Origin of the sequence: Pseudomonas sp. BNK-7, from assembly GCF_048072025.1 — a bacterium.
Classification (GTDB): Bacteria; Pseudomonadota; Gammaproteobacteria; order Pseudomonadales; family Pseudomonadaceae; genus Aquipseudomonas; species Aquipseudomonas danubii.
Genome location: NZ_CP182252.1, coordinates 2,321,709 through 2,343,234, shown reverse-complemented (window position 1 = coordinate 2,343,234; position 21,526 = coordinate 2,321,709). Strand labels below are relative to the sequence as shown.

Sequence of the window (21,526 nt, the reverse complement as noted above, 5' to 3'; positions counted from 1 at the left end):
CTACGGCCTTGCCCACTGCTTAGCGGGCAAGGCCGCGAGTGCCGGCAAAAATACAGCAGGTTGCCCTGACGGTGCAGCTCCCATTGACTCTTGGGCAAGCCCCGCAGCTCCTACTGAAGGCAGACTCCCTGGCTAGGGGGCAGCCCCCGGATGAAATGCCAGAGCTGGCGGTCCGGTCATGGCGCCCCCTGCGGCCTGCTGTCCATTGACGACCTTGCGCTCCAGGCCTGCTCCCCCTAAGTCCCAGGCAACAGATGTTCGAAGAGCACGCTGCCCAATTGCTGGAAAACCTGCACTGCTGAAAAACCAGGCCGGGTAATCTCTACCCGGCCCAGGTTGATGCCTTGCGAGTTGCCCGGATCAGTCCTTCCTGACCCGGAACCAGGCCGCATACAGCGCTGGCAGAAACAGCAGGGTCAAGACCGTGGCGATAATCAGGCCGCCCATGATGGCCACCGCCATCGGCCCGAAGAACACACTGCGCGACAGCGGAATCATCGCCAGTACCGCCGCCAGGGCAGTCAGCACGATGGGACGGAAACGCCGCACAGTGGCTTCGATGATCGCATCCCAGGGACGCAGGCCAGCCTTGATGTCCTGTTCGATCTGGTCCACCAGGATCACCGAGTTGCGCATGATCATCCCGGACAGGGCAATGGTGCCGAGCATGGCCACAAAGCCGAAGGGCTGGCGGAACACCAGGAGGAACAGGGTGACCCCGATCAGCCCCAGGGGCGCGGTGAGGAACACCATGGCGGTGCGCGAAAAACTGCGCAGCTGAATCATCAGCAAGGTCAGCACTACCACGATGAACAGCGGCACGCCGGCCTTCACCGAGTTCTGGCCACGGGCCGAATCCTCGACAGTGCCGCCCACCTCCAGCAAGAAGCCGTCCGGCAGTTCGGCACGGATCGGCTCCAGGGTCGGCAGAATCTGCTGCACCAACGTCGCCGGTTGTTCCTTGCCGTAGATATCGGCACGCACGGTGACGTTGGGCAGGCGATTGCGGTGCCAGATCACCCCTTCCTCGAAGCCGTACTCCAGGGTCGCGACCTGGGACAGCGACACGCTCTGGCCGTTGTCGGTGGGCACTGCCAGGCTTGGTAACAAGGCCAGCTCAGTGCGCTCCTGCTGAGTTCCGCGCAGGAGAATCTCGATCAGTTCGTTGTCCTCACGGTACTGGCTGACGGTGGAACCGATCAGCGAGCTCTGCAGGAACTTCGACAGGTTGGCGGTGCTGACACCCAGCGCCCGAGCCCGGTCCTGATCGATATTCAGGTAGACCACCTTGCTCGGCTCCTCCCAGTCCAGGTGAACGTTGACCACATGGGGGTTCTCCCGCACCTTGGCCGCCACCTTGCGCGCCAGGGCGCGAACCTCCTCGATGTGCTCGCCTGTGACCCGGAACTGCACCGGGTAACCCACTGGCGGACCGTTCTCCAGGCGCGTGACCCGAGAGCGCAAGGCCGGGAACTGTTCATTGAGGGTCGCGATCAGCCAACTGCGCAGGCTCTCCCGCTCCTCGATGGTCTTGGCCAGCACCACGAACTGGGCAAAGCTGGTGGCCGGTAGTTGCTGGTCCAGCGGCAGATAGAAACGCGGCGAACCGGTCCCCACGTAAGCCACGTAGTTGTCGATGCCTGGGTGGTCCTTGAGCATCGCCTCCAGGCGCTTGACCTCATCGGCGGTGTTGCTCAGGGAAGCACCTTCGGCCAGTTTCAGGTCGACCATCAATTCCAGGCGGCCCGAGGCCGGGAAGAACTGCTGCGGGACAAAACGGAACAGCATCACCGAACCGACGAACGCCAGGATGGTCAGGACGATCACGGTCTTGCGCCGCTCCACGCACCAGCCCACCACCCGGCGCACGCGCTGGTAGAAAGGCGTGCCGTGGGGATTGGACTCGGCGCCGTGCTTGGCGGCGTGGATCTTGGCCAGGTCCGGCAGGAGCTTTTCCCCCAGGTAGGGAACGAAGACCACGGCGGCAATCCACGACGCCACCAGGGCAATGGTCACCACCTGGAAGATCGAGCGGGTGTACTCGCCGGTGCCGGACTGGGCCGTGGCAATCGGCAAAAAGCCCGCTGCGGTAATCAGGGTGCCGGTGAGCATGGGAAAGGCGGTACTGGTCCAGGCAAAGCTGGCGGCCTTGATCCGGTCGAACCCCTGCTCCATCTTGATCGCCATCATCTCCACCGCAATGATCGCGTCATCCACCAACAGCCCCAACGCCAGCACCAGCGCGCCCAGGGAAATCTTGTGCAGGCCTATCCCCAGGTAGTACATGGTGGCGAACGTGATCGCCAGCACCAAGGGAATCGCCAGGGCCACCACCATGCCGGTGCGCACACCCAGGGAGAAGAAGCTCACCAGCAGGACAATGATCAGGGCCTCGGCCAGCACCCGGACAAACTCGCCGACCCCGGTTTTCACCGCCGCCGGCTGATCGGACACCTTGCGCAACTCCATCCCCGCCGGCAGGCTTTTCTGCAGGCGGGAGAACTCGCCTTCCAGGGCCTTGCCCAACACCAGGATATCGCCGCCGTCCTTCATCGCCACGGCCAGGCCGATGGCGTCTTCCCCCATGAAACGCATGCGCGGTGCCGGTGGATCATTGAAGCCGCGACGCACATCCGCCACATCACCGATGCGGAAGGTGCGATCGGCGACCCGGATCGGGAAATTGCGGATCTGCTCCACCGTCTGGAAGTTGCCGGATACCCGCAATTGCACCCGCTCGCTGGGGGTCTCGAAGAACCCCGCAGTGGACACCGCGTTCTGCTCCTCCAGCGCCTTTTGCACCGCTGCCAGGGGCAGGCCCAGGGTTGCCAGCTTGACGTTGGATAGCTCGATCCAGATCTTTTCGTCCTGCAGGCCCAGCAGATCGACCTTGCCCACGTCCTTGACCCGCTGCAGCTGGATCTGAATACGGTCGGCATAGTCCTTGAGCACGGCGTAGTCGAAGCCCTGCCCTGTCAGCGCATAGATATTGCCGAAGGTCGTACCGAATTCATCGTTGAAGAAGGGTCCCTGGATGCCCGGCGGCAGGGACTGGCGAATGTCACTGATCTTCTTGCGAACCTGATACCAGAGTTCGGGAATCTCGTTGGAGTGCATCGAATCCCGGGCAATGAAGGTCACCTGGGATTCCCCGGGGCGGGAGAAGGAAACGATGCGATCGTACTCGCCGGTTTCCATGAGTTTCTTTTCAATGCGCTCGGTGACCTGGCGCGACACTTCCTGGGCCGTGGCCCCCGGCCAGTTGGTGCGGATCACCATGGCCTTGAAGGTGAAAGGCGGGTCTTCGCTCTGGCCCAGCTTGGTGTAGGACAGCGCACCGACAATGGCCAGCAACAGCATCAGGAACAGGACGATCTGGCGATTGCGCAACGCCCATGCAGAAAGGTTGAAACCCATCGGGGACTACTCCTTGACCGCCAGATTGACCACACGGTTGGAGCGATCCACCGGGCGCACCTGCAAGCCCTCATGGAGCACATGCACCCCGGCTGCCACCACCCAATCGCTGGCGCTCAAACCTTCGAGCACCGGCACTGTCTTCTCACCGAAGGCACCGACCCGTACCGGCGTCTTGTGCAAGGTGTTGTTGGCATCGACTCGCCAAACGTAGGTCGCGCCCCCTTCGGCAGTCAGCGCCGACAACGGCACCGACAGCGACAGCGCATCAGCGCTCTGGATGAACACCCTGGCGCTCTGGCCCAACTCCGCCGGAACCTCGCCGGCACTGAAGGCAATGCGTGCGGCAAAGGTCCGGGACTTGGGATCGGCAGCCGGGGACAGCTCGCGGATGCGCCCGTCGAAACGTTGGCCCGGCTGGGTCCAGAGTTCCACCGAGACTGGCTGGCCGACCTTGAAGCGACCGTAGTTCTGCTCGGGGAAGCTGATCAGCACCTCACGCTCACCGTCAGTGGCCAGGGTAAAGACCGTCTGCCCGGCCGCCACCACTTGCCCCACTTCCACTGCGCGCTTGGCTACCACGCCATCCTGCGGGGCACGCAGCACGGCATAACCGGCCTGGTTGTTGGCCACGTCGAACTCGGCCTTGATCTGCTTCAGGCGTGCTTCACCAGCACGGTAGAGGTTTTCGGCGTTGTCGTATTGGGAATGGCTGACCATCTGCCGCTCCAGCAGGGTCTTGTAGCGATCACGCTCGGCGCGCACCAGATTGAGGTTGGCAGTGGCCGCCGTGACCTGGGCCCGAGTGGCCTCCAGTTGCAGGCGAACATCCTGGGGATCGAGTTCGGCCAGGGGCTGATTGGCCTTGACCCGCTCGCCCTCTTCCACCAGTCGTCGACTGACCTTGCCACCGATACGAAACGCCAGGTCGGGTTCGTAGCGGGCTCGCACCTCGCCCGGATAACTGTCCGAAACCCGCGCCGAAGGCTCTGGCTGGACCACCATGGCCGGTCGGACGCCAATTTGAACGGGCTCTTCGTGCCCACAAGCAGACAGAAAAAAAGCCAGGCTGACTGGCAAGGCATAGCGGAACATGGCGGCGACCTTTCGCTAATGGTGCTTGGAATAATTATACTGGCCGGTATGTTATTAATAGCAAACTCACCAGTCCAGTATTAACAGCGAAAAAATGTCCGACAATCACTCCGCAAACGTTGGGCCAGGCAGGCCCAAGGATCTGGCCAAGCGCCAGGCCATTCTCGAAGCAGCGAAAAACCTGTTTCTGAGCAATGGCTACGCCAGTACCAGCATGGATGCGGTCGCCGCCGAAGCCGGCGTTTCAAAACTCACGGTCTATAGCCATTTCAACGACAAAGAGACCCTGTTCACCGCCGCCGTGGTGGCCAAGTGCGAAGAGCAGCTGCCCACGCTGATCTACGAACTGACGCCCGACACACCGGTGCGAGGCGTCCTGTTGAACATCGCACGAGGCTTTCATCAGCTGATCAACAGCGACGAGTCGGTGAACCTGCATCGCTTGATCATGGCCCTTGGCAATCAGGATCCCAAGCTCTCGCAAATGTTCATTGAGGCCGGCCCCGAACGCGTACTGCAGGGTATGGAACGGCTGCTGGGGCGAATCAATCAGTTGGGCACCTTGCACATCGACAAGCCGCGCAATGCCGCCGAGCATTTCTTCTGCATGCTCAAGGGCGGGGCGAACTTTCGCCTGCTCTATGGTTGCGGCGAGCCCTTGAGAGGCCCCGCTGCGGAAGAGCACGTGCAAGAAGTGGTGGATCTGTTCATGCGCGCCTACCGGCCATAGAAACCGGCATGTGCGGGAGCAGGCTGGTGTAGGAGCTGGCTTGCCAGCGAAGAGGCCTGAGATCGCCTTCGCCGGCAAGCCGGCTCCTCCAACCAGGAGCCCGCCCCTGAAACCGCTTTTGCCAGCAAGCCGGCGCCTACATCGGGTTCAGGCCTTGAGGGCCTTCTTCGGGTAGATATCGTAGCGACTGGATTTGCCTTCCAGTCCATGGCTTGGCTTCGGCCCTTCAATGCACGGTGCCTTGCGCGGGCGCTTGACCACCACTCGATGGCTGGCCAGGGCCAGGGCTGCGGCCAGCAGTGCCGGAGCGTCATTGTCGTCCCCCACCAACGGCCGGAACAGACGCATTTCCTTTTTCACCAAGGCGCTTTTCTCCCGATGGGGAAACATCGGATCGAGGTAGATCACCTGAGGCGGCTCGCCCTCCCAGTTGCGCATCAGCTCGATAGAGTTGCCCTTGAGCAAGTGCATGCGGGCAACGATAGGTGCCACCTCGGCGTCCAGCGCCCCCCGGGCCAACCCGTCCTCCAGCAGCGCACCAATCAATGGCTGGCGCTCGATCAGACTCATCTCACAGCCGAGGGTAGCCAGGACAAACCCGTCCTTGCCCAAGCCTGCCGTGGCATCCAGCACCCGTGGCCGCACGCCCTGAGCAACGCCCACCGCCTTGGCAATCATCTGCCCGCTGCCACCACCGTACAGCCGCCGGTGGGCCGCTCCACCTTCAACAAAGTCCACCCGCACCGGTCCTGGTGCATCGGCGCCCAGCTGCTGCAATTGCAGCCCCTGCTCACCCACCTGCAGGGCAAACTCGGCCTCGTCGATCTGCAACGGCAGTCCCAGGCGTTGTGCCCATTGCTGAGCCTGCGGCGCGAATCCAGCGTCCAGGGCCTCGACTTTGATGCGGCAGGCCGCGGGTTGCTCATTCATCTGAAAACACACTCAAAAAATTAATGATCGGCAAAAACTGCCGATAACAGAACTATCGGCTATTTTGCCAGAGCTCAGCGTCAACCGAGAGCAATGTCAGACATTCAACGCACATCGATAGGTTATATCTCTCGCCACGGCGACTATGGCCTACGCAACTCCCAGGCACTGAGCGGCGTCAGCCATCTGTGGCAGGACTTCTTTGCCCAGGCCCTGGCCGAGCAACAGGGAGAAGGCACGAGCGTTGAAGGGCTGCCCGCCGTGGCCATCGATGGTCCCGTGGAACCGGTTGGCGGCACCGATGTACTGACGCAGATCGTCAACCAGCGCCATTGCGATATTCAGGACACCGAGATTCGTCCACCTGAACCGCTGTTCCTGCCGATCGCCGAATTCGAAATGGAACTGCTGGACAAGCCGGCTCCGCCCTTCCCGCCGGAAGAAATCGTTGCCCAGCAACGTCAGCAGGACTTTGAGAGTGGCTGGGTCCGCCCGATCGTGCTCAATGCCGGTCAGCCGCTGCCGGCCCCCGGCCCGGCGCCGGAACCACGTCCGCTGCACCTGCCCATCGCCGAATTCGAACTGGACCTGCTGGATAAACCGGCCGAACCGTTCCCGCCGCAGGAGCTTATCGAGCAACAGCGGCAGATGGACTTCGACATCGGCTGGGCACGTCCACTGATTCTGCAGAACCTGCGCATCGCCGCCTGAGCCGGCTCCTCAGCGACATATCCACCAAGGCCCTACATCCAGATGAAAATGGTTGCGATGGGCGCTGTTGTAATCCGGCCCCAGTACCACATTGAATGCATCGCAGGCACCGTCCCGGGCCAGCCGCAAAAAACGTCCCGCATCGCTGTCCTTCGGCCAATCCTTGAGCACACTGATGCTGCGCCCGTCCGCCAGTCGAAAACCGGCAATGTCCAGGGCGTTGGCACTGGCGTGCTGACTGCGAGCACCATTCTCACGACTGTACATGTTGCGGCAGGCAAAACTGCCCAGATGATCGACCCGCGCCACGCGCTGCCCATACACCGCCTGTGCCGCGGGCTGCAGCCCGTGGCGCTCATAAAGGGCAAAGGCCACCGCCAGTGGGCAACTGGCAAGGAAGCTGCTGCTCAAGGCGACATCACCACCTTGCACGCGCAAGGTATTGCTCAATGGGCAGGCCACATCACCACGACTGTCGGGCTGGCGACTGGTGCGCAGGCCAGAGCGGCCAAGCACCTCGTCGCACAGCTGCGGATCATCCCGCAGCCGCGCCAGCTTGAAGCGGGTCAACAGATTCGGCTTGGCCCTTACATCCAGCGGCGCCCAAGGGTTCCAGGCATCCGCCAGCGGCACCCAGCCCAGGCGTATACCGATCAACAACAAGGCGCCCAGCAACAACAAGGCGCCCAGAATTCTCACCACCCGCACAGAATGTCCCGCTTTATGGCTGTTTGAACAATTGATTGATCTGCCGAAACGGCATCGCACGATCGGCAAAATCAAAGCGACCATGCTCGCGGATATCCTCCGCAGCCCGGTAGAAAGCACCGTAGGCGGCCCGGGCCAGGGCCGAACCGACACTGATGCGCTTGACCCCCAGCTCCGCCAGTTGCGCCACGCTCAGGTTGAGGCCACCAGACATCAGCACGTTCACCGGCTTGGGCGCCACAGCCCGTACCACCTGCACAATCTCCTCGGCGCTGCGCAGGGCCGGAGCATAGAGTACATCGGCACCGGCTTCGGCAAAGGCCTGCAAGCGGCGAATGGTGTCCGGCAGATCATCACGACCGTGGAGCAGGTTCTCCGCCCGGGCAGTCAGGATGAAGGGGAATGGCAAGCTGCGCACGGCGGCAGCACAAGCCTCGATACGCTCCACCGCCAGGTTGAAGTCATAGATAGGGTCGTCGGCGCGACCGCTGGCGTCCTCGATCGAGCCTCCAACCACCCCACTGGCTGCCGCCAACAACAGGGCTTGGGCGCAACCTTCAGGACTGTCGGAAAAACCGTTTTCCAAGTCCACCGCCACCGGCAGGCTGCTGGCACCGACTATGACCCGCACATTGTCCAGGGTGTCTTCCAGGCTGACGGCGCCCTCGGCATCCGGGCGCCCCAGGGAGAAGGCATAACCGGCGCTGGTGGTGGCCAGGGCCTCGAACCCGAGACCGGCCAGCATCTTCGCGGAACCGGCATCCCAGGGGTTGGGTATGACAAAGGCACCGGCACGTTCATGCAGGGCCTTGAAGGCATTGGCTCGAAGGGTTTGCGCGTCCATTTGCTCGCTCCAGAAGAAGGCAATGAAGACGCCTCAGAGCAAGCCGAGCTGCTCCGCGGCGGGCTCTCTGTATAACTCAGGCAACGCGGGCAAGCCAGGCAAACGTTGCATCAGCTGGCCATGAAAACGGCGAGCCAGTTCAGCGGCCAGTCGGTTGTCCGAGGTATGCAGGAAGACATAAGGGGTACGCCCCTCTTCGATCCAGCCGGCGACCTTGTCGATCCAGGGCACGAGAAATGGATCGTTGGCCTCAAGCTCCGGATGACCGATGAAGCGCACTTGCGGAAACTGGGTGAACGCCGCAGGTCGCGGCGGCACCTTGGGCTTTTTCGACTGGGCGTGCAGCACCGCGGGAGCCGTGGACGTGCAACTGAACAAGGCCCGTGGATCAAGGCAGATACGCTCGACGCCACGCTCACGCAACAGTCGGTTGAGCATGCGCTCCGCATCGCCTTTGGCAAAGAACTCCGGATGCCGGACCTCCACCGCCAGCGGCCGCTCCAGGCCCTCGATAAAGCCCGCCAATTCCCCCAGACGCTGCGGGGCGAAGCTGGCCGGCAATTGCAGCCACAGGGGCGACACACGTTCTCCCAGGGGGCTGAGCAACTGGATAAAGGTCTGGGCAGCGCTCAGTTGTTCGCGCAGGTCACCGCCGTGGCTGATGTCACCGGGAAACTTGGCGGTGAAACGAAAGTGCTCGGGCATGATCTGGGCCCAGCGCTGCACAGTGCCGGGCGCGGGCCGTGCATAGAAGGTGGTGTTGCCTTCAACGGCATTGAAGACCTGGGAGTACAGGCCAAGGAAATCAGTGGGTCGCGCATCCTCCGGGTACAGGTACTCACGCCAGGCGTTTTCGCTCCAGGAAGGACAACCCAGGAAATAAGGCAGCATCAGATGTACAGGTCGAGCCCCACCACTTCCAGATCCCAATCGACAAAGCCGGCGGTGGTCAGGTAGCTGGCCAGGGCATTGGCCACGCTCTTTTTCATCGCGCGCTGAAAGATCATGTCCTGAGGACGGGCGGGGAGATTACCAGTGCGGGGGGCAGATGCCTGGGAACGGCTTTGAGTCGAAGGTTCGGACTGGACTTCAATGGCGTCGTCATCGTCCAGAGACTCGTCTACCAGCGCCGGGCCTTTACGAGGCTTGCGCTTGATGGGGTAGGACTGAGAGGAGATGCCGTCTATGCGCATACTGAAAAGCCCGGGGTCAATGATGGCAATTTAGCGGCACCGCTTCGACTTAGCAAATGCCCAAGTGATAACTAGAACACAGAAAAGCCAAAAGGTTTAAACCCGAGCAGAATCGACTCCGAAAACCAGACGATTGGCTGGTTTACACCGAAAAAATCTGAACCCCCGCAAACACTTGGACAACCCTCAACGGGCTTTGGGCGTGGCCACCTTGTCGCGCAGATAGACCGGTTGTGCGTCGTCGGCAACTATCGCTTCGCCCCGCTCCCAGGCAAATTTCGCCAGGGTCAGCAGGTCTTCGGCGTGGGGCAGCATGCCCGCGTCCTGACCACTGAGAGGGACCGCGATGCGCTCGCCATACCCCCAGCCGGTGCCCGCGCCGAACCAGTCGCCGCTGGCCCCTTCCGGCAAGGTCGCGACTTCCGGCGGCAGCACCGCTTCGGCGCCCACCAGACGCATCTCGCCAGCCGTTTCCCGGTAGCATCCCCAATAGACTTCATCCATGCGCGCATCGATGGCCGAGGCCACCTGGGTCGCACCGTGCTCACGCAAGGCGCGCTGGGCCAGCACCGCCAGGTTGGACACCGGCAGCACCGGACGCTCCAGGGCGAAGGCCAGCCCCTGCACCACGCCAATGGCGATCCGCACGCCGGTGAAAGCGCCGGGGCCACGGCCAAAGGCAATCGCATCCACCGCCTGCAAGGTAGTGCCGGCATTGGCCAGCAGCTCCTGGATCATCGGCAACAGCTTCTGCGCATGCAGGCGGGGAATCACCTCGTAATGGCTCGTAACCTTGCCGTCATGCAGCAAAGCAACGGAGCAAGCTTCAGTCGCGGTGTCCAGGGCCAGCAAGGTGCTCATCGGGGGTTCCATCGGCATTGAAAAAAGTGACGCATTATAAACAGCAACGGCCCGCAAGCGGGCCGTTGAACGATCAAACGATCAGGCAACTCAGCTCAGGGCTTCGAGCACCTTGGCGGTGATCACTTCCACCGAACCCACGCCAGGGATATGGCTGTACTTCGGTTTGCCTTGAGCCGCGGCCAGTTGCTGGTAGAACTCCACCAGCGGCTTGGTCTGGGAGTGATAGACCGACAGGCGATGACGCACGGTTTCTTCGGTGTCGTCCTTGCGCTGCACCAGGTCTTCACCGGTGATGTCGTCCTTGCCGGCAATCTTCGGCGGGTTGTAAACGGTGTGGTAGACCCGGCCCGAAGCTTCGTGCACCCGGCGGCCGGCAATACGCTGGACGATCTCTTCGTCGTCAACAGCGATTTCTACTACGTTGTCCAGCTCAACACCGGCTTTGACCAACGCTTCGGCCTGAGGAATGGTGCGCGGGAAGCCGTCGAACAGGAAGCCATTAACGCAGTCGGCCTGGCTGATGCGTTCCTTGACCAGGTTGATGATCAGGTCATCGGACACCAGGCCACCGCTGTCCATCACGCTCTTGGCCTTCAGGCCCAGCTCGGTGCCGGCCTTGACCGCAGCACGCAGCATGTCGCCGGTGGAGATCTGTGGAATGCCGAACTTTTCGGTGATGAACTTTGCCTGAGTACCTTTACCGGCCCCGGGAGCTCCCAGCAGAATTACGCGCATCGATGTGCTCCTCAATTTTTTATTTAGAAACGCTCGGATTCGCCTCGTGGGGCCAATCTCAAAAATAGGATAGTGGCCGCCCAAACGGCCAAAGGCTGATCAAGATACACAGCCGACACAGCGCACACAAGCAGTCGAAAGTCGGAGGAACCCGGCCCTTTTGTGCCCCATCGGCACGGTAGAACAAGTCGCAACCCCATAACAAAGTGTCGCCAGATGAATCTGAGCGACACCTTGGGATTGTCCCGATCAGGGCCGTGCCAAAGCAGGCCGACAGCCCTCTGCAACCTCAGCCGGTATTGCGCAAACCGGCGGCGATACCCGCTACGGAGACCAGCAGCGCCTGTTCCAGGGGGCTTCCTTGCGGCGCCTCCTGTTTGCGCGAGCGCGCCAGCAACTCCGCCTGCAACAGATGCAGCGGGTCGAGGTAGGTATTGCGCAGGCGGATGAACTCCAGGGTGTCGGGGCTGTGGGCCAGCAGTTGCGACTGCCCGGTCAGGCCCAGGACCACCGCGCAGGCCTGCGACAATAGGTCGCGTAAATGCGCACCCAATGGCAGCAGTTCCGCTTCCACCAGGCGCTCGTCATAAGAACGGGCAATATCGGCATCGGCCTTGGCCAGGACCATCTCCAGCATGTCGATGCGAGTGCGGAAAAACGGCCATTGCTCACGCATCTGCCCCAGCAACTCACCCTCGCCTCGGGCCAGCGCCTTGCTCAAGGCCGCTTCCCAACCGAGCCACGCTGGCAGCATCAGGCGGGTCTGAGTCCAGCCGAAGATCCATGGGATAGCCCGCAGGCTTTCAATCCCACCCGCCCGGCGCTTGGCCGGCCGACTGCCCAGGGGCAGGCGTCCCAGCTCCTGCTCCGGGGTGGACTGGCGGAAGTACTCGACAAACTGCGGGTTGTCCCGCACCACCGCGCGATAGGCCTGGACCCCGTCGCTGGCCAGCTCGTCCATCAGGTGACGCCAGGCTGGCTCCGGAGGCGGCGGCGGCAGCAAGGTGGCTTCCAGTACCGCAGCCAGATAGAGGTTGAGGTTCTGCTCGGCAATGTCCGGCAGGCCGAATTTGAAACGGATCATTTCCCCCTGCTCGGTGGTGCGGAAGCGCCCCGCCACCGAACCCGGAGGCTGCGACAGAATCGCCGCGTGGGCCGGACCGCCGCCGCGACCCACAGTACCGCCGCGACCATGGAACAACAGCAGCTCCACCTGTTGCTCACGGCAGATATCCACCAGCCGTTCCTGCGCCCGATATTGCGCCCAGGCAGCAGCAGTGGTCCCGGCATCCTTGGCCGAGTCGGAATAACCGATCATCACTTCCTGAGGCCCTTGCAGGCGTGAGCGATAGCCCGGCATGTGCAGCAGTTTTTCCATCACCGGCCCGGCGTTGTCCAGGTCCGCCAGGGTTTCGAACAACGGCACCACACGCATCGGCCGCAGCACCCCAGACTCCTTGAGTAGCAACTGCACCGCCAGTACATCGGAGGCCGCGCCCGCCATGGAAATCACGTAGGAACCCAAGGAAGCCGCCGGGGCGACGGCGATCTCGCGACAGGTAGCAAGCACCTCCGCCGTGTCAGCCGAGGGTTTGAAATAACCCGGCAGCAAGGGACGGCGACTGCTCAGCTCGCGCATCAGGAAGCTGATGCGATCTTCCTCGCTCCAGTCCTCATAGCGGCCCAGGCCCAGATAGTCGGTGATCTCGGTCATGGCCGAAGTGTGCCGACTGGAGTCCTGACGCACATCGAGACGCACCAGGAACAGGCCGAACGTCACCGCCCGCCGCAAGCAATCGAGCAATGGGCCATCGGCGATCACCCCCATCCCGCATTCATGCAGCGACTGGTAGCACAGCTGCAGCGGCTCCAGCAGGTCGCGGTTGTTCTGCAATACCTCGGCCCCCGCCGGCACCGGAGCGCCAAGCGCTGCGTGCGCCCAGTTACGGGTGGCCCGCAGACGCTCGCGCAATTGCTTGAGCAACGCCCGATACGGCTCGGCACTGTCCCCGGCCCTGGCCAGCAAGGCCGCATTGGCCTGTTGCATGGACAGTTCGGCGGCCAGGTGATCGACGTCCCGCAAGTACAGGTCGGCAGCCATCCAGCGCGCCAGCAACAGTACCTCCCGGGTCACGCTGGCAGTGACATTGGGGTTGCCGTCCCGGTCGCCGCCCATCCACGAAGCGAAGCGGATCGGTGCCGATTCCAACGGCAGGTGCAGCCCGGTAGCCTCGAACAACGCCTTGTCGGCCTTGCGCAGGTAGTTGGGAATGGCCTGCCACAAGGAGTGCTCGATCACCGCGAAACCCCATTTGGCCTCATCCACCGGCGTCGGCCGAGTACGGCGGATTTCCTCGGTGTGCCAGGCTTCGGCAATCAAGCGCTGCAGGCGTTCCTGGATCTGCCCGCGCTCGGCGCTGGTGAGATCGCGATGGTCCTGGGCCGCCAGTTGCCCGGCGATGGCATCGTATTTCTGAATCAGGGTGCGGCGCGCCACTTCGGTGGGGTGAGCGGTGAGCACCAGCTCGATCTCCAGGCGCCCCAACTGCCGGGCCAGAGCATCGGCAGAATGCCCTGCAGCCCGCAGCCGGGCCAGCAGCTCCGGTAGTACCCGGGCCTCGAATGGCGCCGGCTGCGACTCGTCGCGGCGGTGGATCAACTGATACTGCTCGGCAATGTTCGCCAGGTTGAGGAACTGGTTGAAGGCCCTGGCCACCGGAAGCAGTTCGTCCTCGCTCAACTGGTCGAGGCTGGCACTCAATTCGACCCCGGGCGAGCCCCGTCGATCGGCCTTGGCGCCCTTGCGAATCTGCTCGATCTTGTCGAGGAAAGCCTCCCCGTACTGATCACGGATGGTATTGCCCAACAGTTCTCCCAAGAGGTGAACGTCTTCGCGCAAGCGCGCATCAATATCGGTCATCGAGGTGTTCTCCAGCAGACTCAAGGCGGCACGGAAGGCTCAAGAGTGCCGCTTGCACGCCTGCCTTAGCAAGCGTGCAACCTCACCCCGGGCCAACCCTGGCCGATGGGACTAGTCTCAAGGGTAGGCCGCACAAGGGCCACGCACCGGCTCCGGCCGGTTACTCAACCCAACCTGCCACAAGCAGGCGTTCATCGAGGTCAACATGAAAATCCGTGAACTGGCACAACATTGGGAAGAAAACGCCAAGGGGCGCCTGAGCAAAACCGCCTACCGGATTCACCTGGACGTGGAAGCCGCCGCCCGCCTGGCCGCCCTCTCCGAGATGTACCCCAAACGCCAGACCGAGGAACTGCTCGGCGAACTGATCGGCGCCGCCCTGGAAGAGCTGGAAGCCAGCTTCCCCTACATTCAGGGTCGGCAGGTGGTGGCCACCGACGAGGAAGGCGATCCGCTCTACGAGGATATCGGTCCGACCCCGCGTTTCCTGGCCCTGTCACGCCAGCATCTGCAGCTCATGGCCAGCCAGTCCGACAAGCCCAAACACTGAGTCGGCGCCCTCTCCAACTCCCGTTGAACTTCATCGTCCCCGGCCCTGAACAGGGCCGGGGATACCCCGCTGCACGGCAAAAGTTCCCGATTTAGAGCCTTGTCCGAGTCGTCAGTTTTTTTCCGGCCAATCGCCATCTTTCTCTGAACTATTCAAAAAAGCCTCGGGTCACACCCAGTAGCCATCACTGGAACGGCCGTTTCAAATTTTGCCATCAGCGCCCGTCACTCAGCGTCACGGCGCCAGGACCGGGATGGATATTGATGTTTTTCAGGAGTTACCCAATGGAGTTGAAGACCATGAAGATCAGCACTGCCAAATCCTCGTTCACCTCTCTGCGCGGGCTGAAACTGGCCGCGCTGGCCCTCGGTAGCAGCATGGTACTGGCCGGTTGTGCCGGTAACCCGCCTTCCGAGCAGTACGCGGTTACGCAATCTGCGGTCAACAGCGCAGTGAGCGCAGGCGGCACCGAATTCGCCGCCGTGGAAATGAAGTCGGCCCAGGACAAGCTCAAGCAAGCCGAGATTGCCATGCACGACAAGAAGTACGACGAAGCCCGTCGCCTGGCTGAACAAGCCGAGTGGGATGCCCGTGTCGCCGAACGCAAGGCCCAGGCCGCCAAGGCCGAACAGGCGCTGAAAGATTCGCAGAAAGGCGTTCAGGAACTGCGTCAGGAAGGTATGCGCAGCGTGCAGTAAGCCGCCGCCGATTCCCACGTACTCGTATTTGATTGAAAGGACGAACCATTATGCGCAAACAAGTGATGATCCCTGCCCTGTTGGCCATGAGCGTAGCCCTGGCGGCCTGCTCCACCCCGCCTAACGCCAACCTGGAAAACGCCCGGACCAACTTCTCCGGCCTGCAAGCCAACCCGCAGGCAAGCAAGGTCGCGGCCCTGGAAACCAAGGACGCTGCCGACTGGATGGACAAGGCCGACAAGGCCTACCTGAACAAGGAAGACGAGAAGAAGGTCGATCAACTGGCCTATCTGACCAACCAGCGGGTTGAAGTGGCCAAGGAAACCATTGCCCTGCGCACCGCCGAAGCCAAGCTCAAGGACGCCGGCGACCAGCGTGCCCGCGCCATCCTCGAAGCCCGTGACGCGCAGATCAAGCAACTGCAGGACAGCCTCAACGCCAAGCAGACCGATCGCGGCACCCTGGTGACCTTTGGTGACGTGCTGTTCGCCACCAACAAGTCCGACCTGAAGTCCAGCGGCCTGGTGAACATCAACAAGCTGGCGCAATTCCTCCAGCAGAACCCGGACCGCAAGGTGATCGTCGAAGGCTACACCGACAGCACCGGCAGCGACTCCTACAACCAGTCCTTGTCCGAGCGCCGTGCCGGCTCGGTGCAGATGGCCCTGATCCGCATGGGCGTCGATCCGGCGCGTATCGTCAGCCAGGGTTACGGCAAGGAGTATCCGGTGGCCGATAACGGCAGCGTTTCCGGTCGTGCCATGAACCGTCGTGTGGAAGTGACCATTTCCAACGACAACCAGCCGGTAGCGCCACGTTCGGCCATCAGCCGCAACTGATGGAGCGCCCTGCTTATATAGGCAGGTAAAACCAAACGCCGCCGACCTCTTCAGGTCGGCGGCGTTTTTTTATGCGGTTATCCAGATGGGAACCGGCTGGCCGGCAAACCGATCACTGCTGCAGTTGCGGCGTCTCTTGCCCCATGCAGCGCACGGCTTGCTTCTTCTTGTTCACCAGCACCCCGGTCAAGCCCTTCTGCTGAGTGTCGAACAACACCAGCACGCCATCGATGCACTGGGCCACTTCATCGGCCGGTTGCAGGGAGATCTTGTAGTCCTCGCCGGGCACGGTCTTGAGCATGGTGAAGTCGCTGAGCAGCAGCGCGTCCTCCGGTTTGGCGAAGTGCAGGTAGCCGTAGTACCACAGGCTGCCCACGGTAACGATGATGCTGCAGATACCGGTGATGATCATGGGAATGGCGTTGCGTTCTTCACTCATTGCGGACTCTCTGGAGGTTCAACTGCTGAATTCGGCGTCGCCGGGTAGTTGGGGATTTCCCCCAGGCGGCGCAACCCGTCGAAATGCTGCGGATCGTCGAGGTAGCGCAGCATCACGCGGCGCCAGGTCGGATCGGCAAAGGTTTGCACATGGCCGCCGCGGGTCAGTTGCAGGACCCGCGGCGGCGGCGCAGCTTGATACACCCGGATGCCGTTGGAAAGAGGCACGATCGGATCATCGATGCTGTGGTAGATGAGTTTCGGCACCCCGGTCAGGCGCGGCAGCAGGTGAACCGCGCTGTCGGCGTCTGGCACCAGCCACGACAAAGGCACCTGCAAGGGCCAGGTCAGCCAGGACGTGCTCAGGGCATAACGCCCGACATCGCGATAACTGGCCGGCACGCCGTCGAGGACGATGGCCTTGAGTTGGGCCTGACGCTCGGGGTGCTCCACCAGATAATGAATGGCCAGGGCACCGCCAAGGCTTTGTCCGAGGACGATCAAGGGTTTGCCTTGAACCTCCGGGGCCTGGTCCAGCCACTTGAACGCGGCATCGACGTCCTGGTAGATCGCCGGCAGGCTCGGCGCACCTTCGGACAAGCCATAGCCGCGATAGTCCACCAGCAGCACCTGATAGCCCTGCTCCGGCAACCACCAACTGCCCCCCAGGTGCCAGGCCAGGTTGCCGCCGTTGCCGTGCAGGTGCAGCACCGTGCCCTTGACGGTCACCCCCGGTTTGGCCGGCAGCCACCAGCCGTGCAGCTTGAGGCCGTCGGCGGTGGTCAGGGTAATGTCACGGTATTCGAGCTTGGCCCGTTCGGGGGTAAAGGGCAGCCCGGGCTCGGGATAGAACAGCAACGAGCTGCAGCCGGTGAGGCACAGCAGCAACGTCAGGGCGGCCAACAAACGCATCATCGGCCCATCCGTGTATCTATGAATACGTCCATGTGCACCCCCGGAAAAATTCAAAGGATATTGGAGTAATCCGCCTCGATCCGATCCAGGCTCAGGTGGTTGAGGAAGTTGGAGAAACACATCCACGCCGACAGCGCATTCATGTCGCGGAACTGGTCGGGCAGGTACTTGGGTGGCACCACCAGGCCTTCATCCACCAGTTGGCGCAAGGTTCGCATGTCTTCCAGGGTGGTCTTGCCGCAGAACAGCAAGGGGATCTGTTCCAGCTTGCCCTTGCGCACAGCCAGCTGAATGTAGTTGTAAACCATGATGAAGCCCTTGAGATAGGACAAGTCTTTGGTAAACGGCAGCCCGTTGGGCACCGAACCGCGGAACACCCGGCTGGCGTTGCCGTAGCTCTCGGCCATCTCGAAACCCTGCTCACGGAAGAACTCGAACACCTGCAGAAAGTCCGCGCCCTCCTCCACCATGTGGATGGCTCGGGTGCGGTTGGTCAGCTTGCGCAGGCGGCTGGGGTAGGAGGCAAAGGTGATGATCTCCATCAGGATCGCCAGGCCTTCCTGGGTCACCGTGGACGACGGCGGGCCCTTGGCCAGGAAGGTGCAGATCGGCTGGTTCAACCCGTTGAGGGTGGTGCCCACATGCACCAACCCCTCATGGACTTCCAGCGCCCGCACGTCCCGGTTGTTGAACATCGCATCGCTGCGGATCTTGATGTAGTCGGCGCCCGCTGCCGCGTCGGCGACAATGCCATCGGACTCGAATACGCGGATGGTTTCCTCGGCCTCGCCGAACACTTTGTTCAACCGGCTTTGCAGCAGGCTCACCGCTTCCTTGGCACTGAGAGTCTTGGGTTCGTCCTTGAGATCGCCACGCCCGTCGATGTTGTTCAGGTAGTCGGACATCATCAGCCCGAGGTCCGCCAGAGTCGGATCACCGGCGTGGAAGGCGTCGGACGCGGCACCGTAAAGCTCCTGGGAAATCAGCCCGAAATCAGCGGTCCCCCGGGCTTCGAGCATGCGCACCACCATGCGGTATTCCTTGCACATGCGGCGCATGATCTGCCCCACCGGGTTGAACTGGCCCAACTGGCGGGTGATGTCACGCTCAATGTTCTGGAACTCCAGTTTCACCGCGCCAGAGTCAAAGGACAGCGGTCGCCCTTCGTAATAGGCGCGGTCCACCGCCGGCATTTCCTTGCCCTTGGCCTTGAGAAAGCCCTTGCGGATGTTCTCGTCCCACTTCACCGCATCCAGCACCCGGATCGGTGTCTGGGCCAGCACTATGCGATCGGACAAAGTGCGTATCGTCTGCTGGTAATCGTCCACCCGAAACTCCTATTGAATGGGTCTGTAGCGCGGGGTCACTTGCCCAGCAATTGGGCAGGCGCCGTCTGTTCAGCCGGCAGCGGGTCCTTGAAGAGCATCTGGCAACCGCTGAGCAGCAGGAACGACGGGGCAATCAGAATGCGCCAGGCTTGCATGCAACTCTCCTTTGAACACCAGAATGACTGTAGCCCCTGGCGTGGGCCCCGGCCGACAGGCCGCAGCCAGTCAGCCGTGTGGGGCGCGTCAGACCGAAGCCAGAACCAGATGCATGTAGCGGGTGAGAATGCCGAGCATCTCTTCCTCCGCCAGCGGCTCAGCGCCGTTGAGCAGGCCCTGATACTCCATCCGGCCGATTATAGACGTCAACACCTTGGCATCCTGCTGCGGCTCCCGCGAGCCCAAGACCTCAAAGAACTGACAGGTGCCGTGGAGCAGGATCTGCTGGTGCGAACGCACCAGCTGCGCCAGGCGCGGGTTGAGCAAGGCTTCCTGGCGGAAGGCCTGCTCGGCCATCAGGTGCTCACGGCGGGTGCTCAACTGGCGCTGCACATAGTCGGCGGTCAGCAGTGCGATGTCGTCGGCCAGCTGCGAGCGAGACGCCGGACTGCCATCACCGTAGGCGACCATTTCCCGCAGCAACCCTTCGTTGTTGGCCCACAGCTTGCCCATGAACGCCGCGCTGCGTTCCACATACTGAGCGAAGGTATCGGTGAGCAGGTCATCGATATCCTTGAAGTAATAGGTGGTGGCCGACAAGGGCACACCGGCTTCGGCGGCCACCGCGCGATGGCGCACGGCCCGCACGCCGTCACGCACCACAATGCGCATGGCGGCATCAAGAATGTCCTGTCTACGCTGCTCACTGCCCTGCCGGCTGGCCTTGCGCCCCTGGTACTGAACACTTTCAGCCACCGCAGTGGCTATGCCGGCTGCACCTTCTTGAGCAATTGCGCGGTTCACGACAGATATTCCCTCTTGAAAATCACACAGAATTAGAAGCGGTACGTCAGTTCCAACCAGACAATAAAAAGCCGCCTGTTAAAGGCGGCTTCTTATTCACAACACTTAAGCTTGCGGCCGCATGTGCGGGAACAGGATCACGTCGCGAATCGACGGCGAGTTGGTCAACAGCATCACCAGACGGTCGATACCGATGCCTTCACCGGCGGTGGGCGGCATGCCGTATTCCAGGGCACGGACGAAGTCGGCGTCGTAGTGCATGGCTTCGTCGTCACCGGCGTCCTTGTCGGCCACCTGGGCCATGAAGCGCTCGGCCTGATCTTCCGCGTCATTGAGCTCGGAGTAGGCATTGGCGATCTCGCGGCCGCCGATGAACAGCTCGAAACGGTCGGTGACGTTGGGGTTCTCGTCGTTGCGACGGGCCAGCGGCGACACCTCGAACGGGTACTGGGTGATGAAGTGCGGCTGTTCCAGCTTGTGCTCCACCAGCTCTTCGAAAATCATCACCTGCAACTTGCCCAGACCTTCGAAGCCCAACACCTTGGCGCCGGCCTTCTTGGCGATGGCGCGAGCCTTGTCGATGTCATTCAGGTCATCGGCCGTCAGTTCAGGGTTGTACTTGAGGATCGAATCGAACACCGAGAGACGGGCGAACGGCTCGCCGAAGTGGAACACCTTGTCGCCGTAAGGCACGTCGGTGCTGCCCAGCACCAGCTGCGCCAGTTCACGGAACAGCTCTTCGGTCAGGTCCATGTTGTCTTCGTAGTCGGCGTAGGCCTGGTAGAACTCCAACATGGTGAATTCAGGGTTGTGACGAGTCGAAACGCCTTCGTTACGGAAGTTGCGGTTGATCTCGAACACTTTTTCAAACCCGCCAACCACCAGCCGCTTCAGGTACAGCTCAGGCGCGATGCGCAGGAACATTTCCATGTCCAGGGCGTTGTGGTGAGTCTCGAACGGCTTGGCCGCGGCGCCGCCAGGAATGGTTTGCAGCATCGGCGTTTCGACTTCGAGGAAGTCGCGCTTCATCAGGAAGCTGCGGATGTGGGCAATGACTTGCGAACGCACGCGGAAAGTCTGGCGCACGTCTTCGTTGACGATCAGGTCAACGTAGCGCTGGCGGTAGCGCTGCTCGGTGTCGGTCAGACCGTGGTGCTTGTCCGGCAGCGGACGCAGCGATTTGGTCAGCAGGCGCACGTGGGTCATTTCAACGTACAGGTCACCCTTGCCGGAACGGGCCAGGGTGCCTTCGGCGGCAATGATGTCGCCCATGTCCCAGGTTTTCACCGCGGCCAGGGTCTCTTCGGACAGGGTCTTGCGGTTGACGTAGACCTGGATGCGCCCGGTCATGTCCTGGATCACCATGAACGAGCCACGGTTGAGCATGATGCGACCGGCAACCTTGACCGGGATTGCAGCCTCCGCCAGCTCTTCCTTGGTCTTGTCGGCGTACTGCTTCTGCAGGTCCTGGCAGTAGTTTTCGCGGCGGAAGTCGTTCGGGAAGGCATTGCCCTTGGCGCGCTCGGCAGCAAGCTTTTCCTTGCGCAGGGCGATCAGGGAGTTCTCTTCCTGTTGCAGGGCTTGCGGGTCGAGTTGTTGGTCGCTCATGTCTTTAGATTTTCCATCAGGTTCGTTGCCCCCGGCCTGCGGC

The 21,526-nt window shown here is 62.1% G+C and carries 20 protein-coding genes; 5 read left to right on the top strand and 15 right to left on the bottom strand.

The window, feature by feature from the left end; genetic code table 11:
• Positions 1 to 360: 360 nt before the first annotated feature.
• The gene (locus tag ACMGF8_RS10780; protein ID WP_110596471.1) at positions 361 to 3,417 is read right to left on the bottom strand and encodes an efflux RND transporter permease subunit; all 3,057 of its coding nucleotides are present in this window, start codon (positions 3,415 to 3,417) and stop codon (positions 361 to 363) included.
• 6 nt (positions 3,418 to 3,423) lie between these two features.
• Positions 3,424 to 4,512: an efflux RND transporter periplasmic adaptor subunit gene (locus ACMGF8_RS10775; protein ID WP_102861348.1), complete on the bottom strand. Its 1,089-nt coding sequence runs from the start codon at positions 4,510 to 4,512 to the stop codon at positions 3,424 to 3,426.
• Positions 4,513 to 4,606: 94 nt separating this feature from the next.
• On the opposite strand from ACMGF8_RS10775, the gene ACMGF8_RS10770 reads away from it, so the two are divergent.
• Complete coding sequence (locus ACMGF8_RS10770; RefSeq protein ID WP_102861347.1) at positions 4,607 to 5,242, top strand: TetR/AcrR family transcriptional regulator; 636 nt, start codon at positions 4,607 to 4,609, stop codon at positions 5,240 to 5,242.
• 147 nt (positions 5,243 to 5,389) lie between these two features.
• Here the strand turns inward: ACMGF8_RS10770 and ACMGF8_RS10765 are convergent, their stop codons facing one another.
• Complete coding sequence (locus tag ACMGF8_RS10765; protein WP_102861346.1) at positions 5,390 to 6,172, bottom strand: class I SAM-dependent methyltransferase; 783 nt, start codon at positions 6,170 to 6,172, stop codon at positions 5,390 to 5,392.
• A 93-nt stretch (positions 6,173 to 6,265) separates the two neighbouring features.
• On the opposite strand from ACMGF8_RS10765, the gene ACMGF8_RS10760 reads away from it, so the two are divergent.
• Complete coding sequence (locus tag ACMGF8_RS10760) at positions 6,266 to 6,883, top strand: energy transducer TonB (RefSeq protein WP_102861345.1); 618 nt, start codon at positions 6,266 to 6,268, stop codon at positions 6,881 to 6,883.
• A gap of 9 nt (positions 6,884 to 6,892) precedes the next feature.
• Here the strand turns inward: ACMGF8_RS10760 and ACMGF8_RS10755 are convergent, their stop codons facing one another.
• The 7 genes from ACMGF8_RS10755 to ppc form a co-directional block, all read right to left on the bottom strand.
• Positions 6,893 to 7,591 (bottom strand): extensin family protein, encoded by a 699-nt coding sequence (locus ACMGF8_RS10755; RefSeq protein WP_416759544.1) that lies wholly within the window; start codon positions 7,589 to 7,591, stop codon positions 6,893 to 6,895.
• Positions 7,592 to 7,604: 13 nt separating this feature from the next.
• A complete protein-coding gene (locus ACMGF8_RS10750) occupies positions 7,605 to 8,435 on the bottom strand; it encodes an isocitrate lyase/PEP mutase family protein (RefSeq protein WP_102878533.1) in 831 nt (276 codons plus the stop codon).
• Between the two features lie 33 nt (positions 8,436 to 8,468).
• A complete protein-coding gene (locus ACMGF8_RS10745; protein ID WP_102861716.1) occupies positions 8,469 to 9,329 on the bottom strand; it encodes a DUF72 domain-containing protein in 861 nt (286 codons plus the stop codon).
• The gene (locus tag ACMGF8_RS10740) at positions 9,326 to 9,628 is read right to left on the bottom strand and encodes a hypothetical protein (protein WP_102861342.1); all 303 of its coding nucleotides are present in this window, start codon (positions 9,626 to 9,628) and stop codon (positions 9,326 to 9,328) included. Before ACMGF8_RS10740 ends, ACMGF8_RS10745 begins: the two co-directional genes overlap by 4 nt.
• Positions 9,629 to 9,814: 186 nt before the next feature.
• Positions 9,815 to 10,489: a tRNA (adenosine(37)-N6)-threonylcarbamoyltransferase complex dimerization subunit type 1 TsaB gene (gene tsaB / locus ACMGF8_RS10735; RefSeq protein ID WP_102861341.1), complete on the bottom strand. Its 675-nt coding sequence runs from the start codon at positions 10,487 to 10,489 to the stop codon at positions 9,815 to 9,817.
• A 90-nt stretch (positions 10,490 to 10,579) separates the two neighbouring features.
• Positions 10,580 to 11,227 (bottom strand): adenylate kinase, encoded by a 648-nt coding sequence (adk, locus tag ACMGF8_RS10730; protein ID WP_102861340.1) that lies wholly within the window; start codon positions 11,225 to 11,227, stop codon positions 10,580 to 10,582.
• A gap of 289 nt (positions 11,228 to 11,516) precedes the next feature.
• Positions 11,517 to 14,147, bottom strand: a complete 2,631-nt coding sequence (gene ppc / locus ACMGF8_RS10725; protein WP_102861339.1) for a phosphoenolpyruvate carboxylase — start codon at positions 14,145 to 14,147, stop codon at positions 11,517 to 11,519.
• A 205-nt stretch (positions 14,148 to 14,352) separates the two neighbouring features.
• On the opposite strand from ppc, the gene ACMGF8_RS10720 reads away from it, so the two are divergent.
• The 3 genes from ACMGF8_RS10720 (at position 14,353) to ACMGF8_RS10710 (ending at position 16,234) form a co-directional block, all read left to right on the top strand.
• The gene (locus ACMGF8_RS10720; protein WP_060837735.1) at positions 14,353 to 14,697 is read left to right on the top strand and encodes a hypothetical protein; all 345 of its coding nucleotides are present in this window, start codon (positions 14,353 to 14,355) and stop codon (positions 14,695 to 14,697) included.
• 284 nt (positions 14,698 to 14,981) lie between these two features.
• Positions 14,982 to 15,395, top strand: a complete 414-nt coding sequence (locus ACMGF8_RS10715; protein WP_016967758.1) for a DUF4398 domain-containing protein — start codon at positions 14,982 to 14,984, stop codon at positions 15,393 to 15,395.
• Positions 15,396 to 15,445: 50 nt separating this feature from the next.
• A complete protein-coding gene (locus ACMGF8_RS10710; RefSeq protein ID WP_102861338.1) occupies positions 15,446 to 16,234 on the top strand; it encodes an OmpA family protein in 789 nt (262 codons plus the stop codon).
• Positions 16,235 to 16,346: 112 nt separating this feature from the next.
• Here ACMGF8_RS10710 and ACMGF8_RS10705 read toward each other — a convergent pair whose 3' ends face one another.
• From ACMGF8_RS10705 to lysS, 5 genes are all read right to left on the bottom strand, one after another.
• On the bottom strand, positions 16,347 to 16,673 hold the full coding sequence (locus ACMGF8_RS10705; RefSeq protein ID WP_016967760.1) for a hypothetical protein: 327 nt from the start codon (positions 16,671 to 16,673) through the stop codon (positions 16,347 to 16,349).
• Positions 16,670 to 17,584, bottom strand: coding sequence for an alpha/beta hydrolase (locus ACMGF8_RS10700; RefSeq protein ID WP_115582471.1), 915 nt, complete (start codon positions 17,582 to 17,584; stop codon positions 16,670 to 16,672). The genes ACMGF8_RS10705 and ACMGF8_RS10700 overlap by 4 nt, the downstream gene beginning before the upstream one ends.
• 53 nt (positions 17,585 to 17,637) lie before the next feature.
• Complete coding sequence (locus ACMGF8_RS10695; RefSeq protein ID WP_102861337.1) at positions 17,638 to 18,915, bottom strand: flavohemoglobin expression-modulating QEGLA motif protein; 1,278 nt, start codon at positions 18,913 to 18,915, stop codon at positions 17,638 to 17,640.
• Positions 18,916 to 19,158: 243 nt separating this feature from the next.
• A complete protein-coding gene (locus tag ACMGF8_RS10690) occupies positions 19,159 to 19,875 on the bottom strand; it encodes a TetR/AcrR family transcriptional regulator (protein ID WP_416759538.1) in 717 nt (238 codons plus the stop codon).
• Positions 19,876 to 19,980: 105 nt separating this feature from the next.
• Positions 19,981 to 21,483 (bottom strand): lysine--tRNA ligase, encoded by a 1,503-nt coding sequence (gene lysS / locus ACMGF8_RS10685; RefSeq protein ID WP_207167126.1) that lies wholly within the window; start codon positions 21,481 to 21,483, stop codon positions 19,981 to 19,983.
• Positions 21,484 to 21,526: the final 43 nt, after the last annotated feature.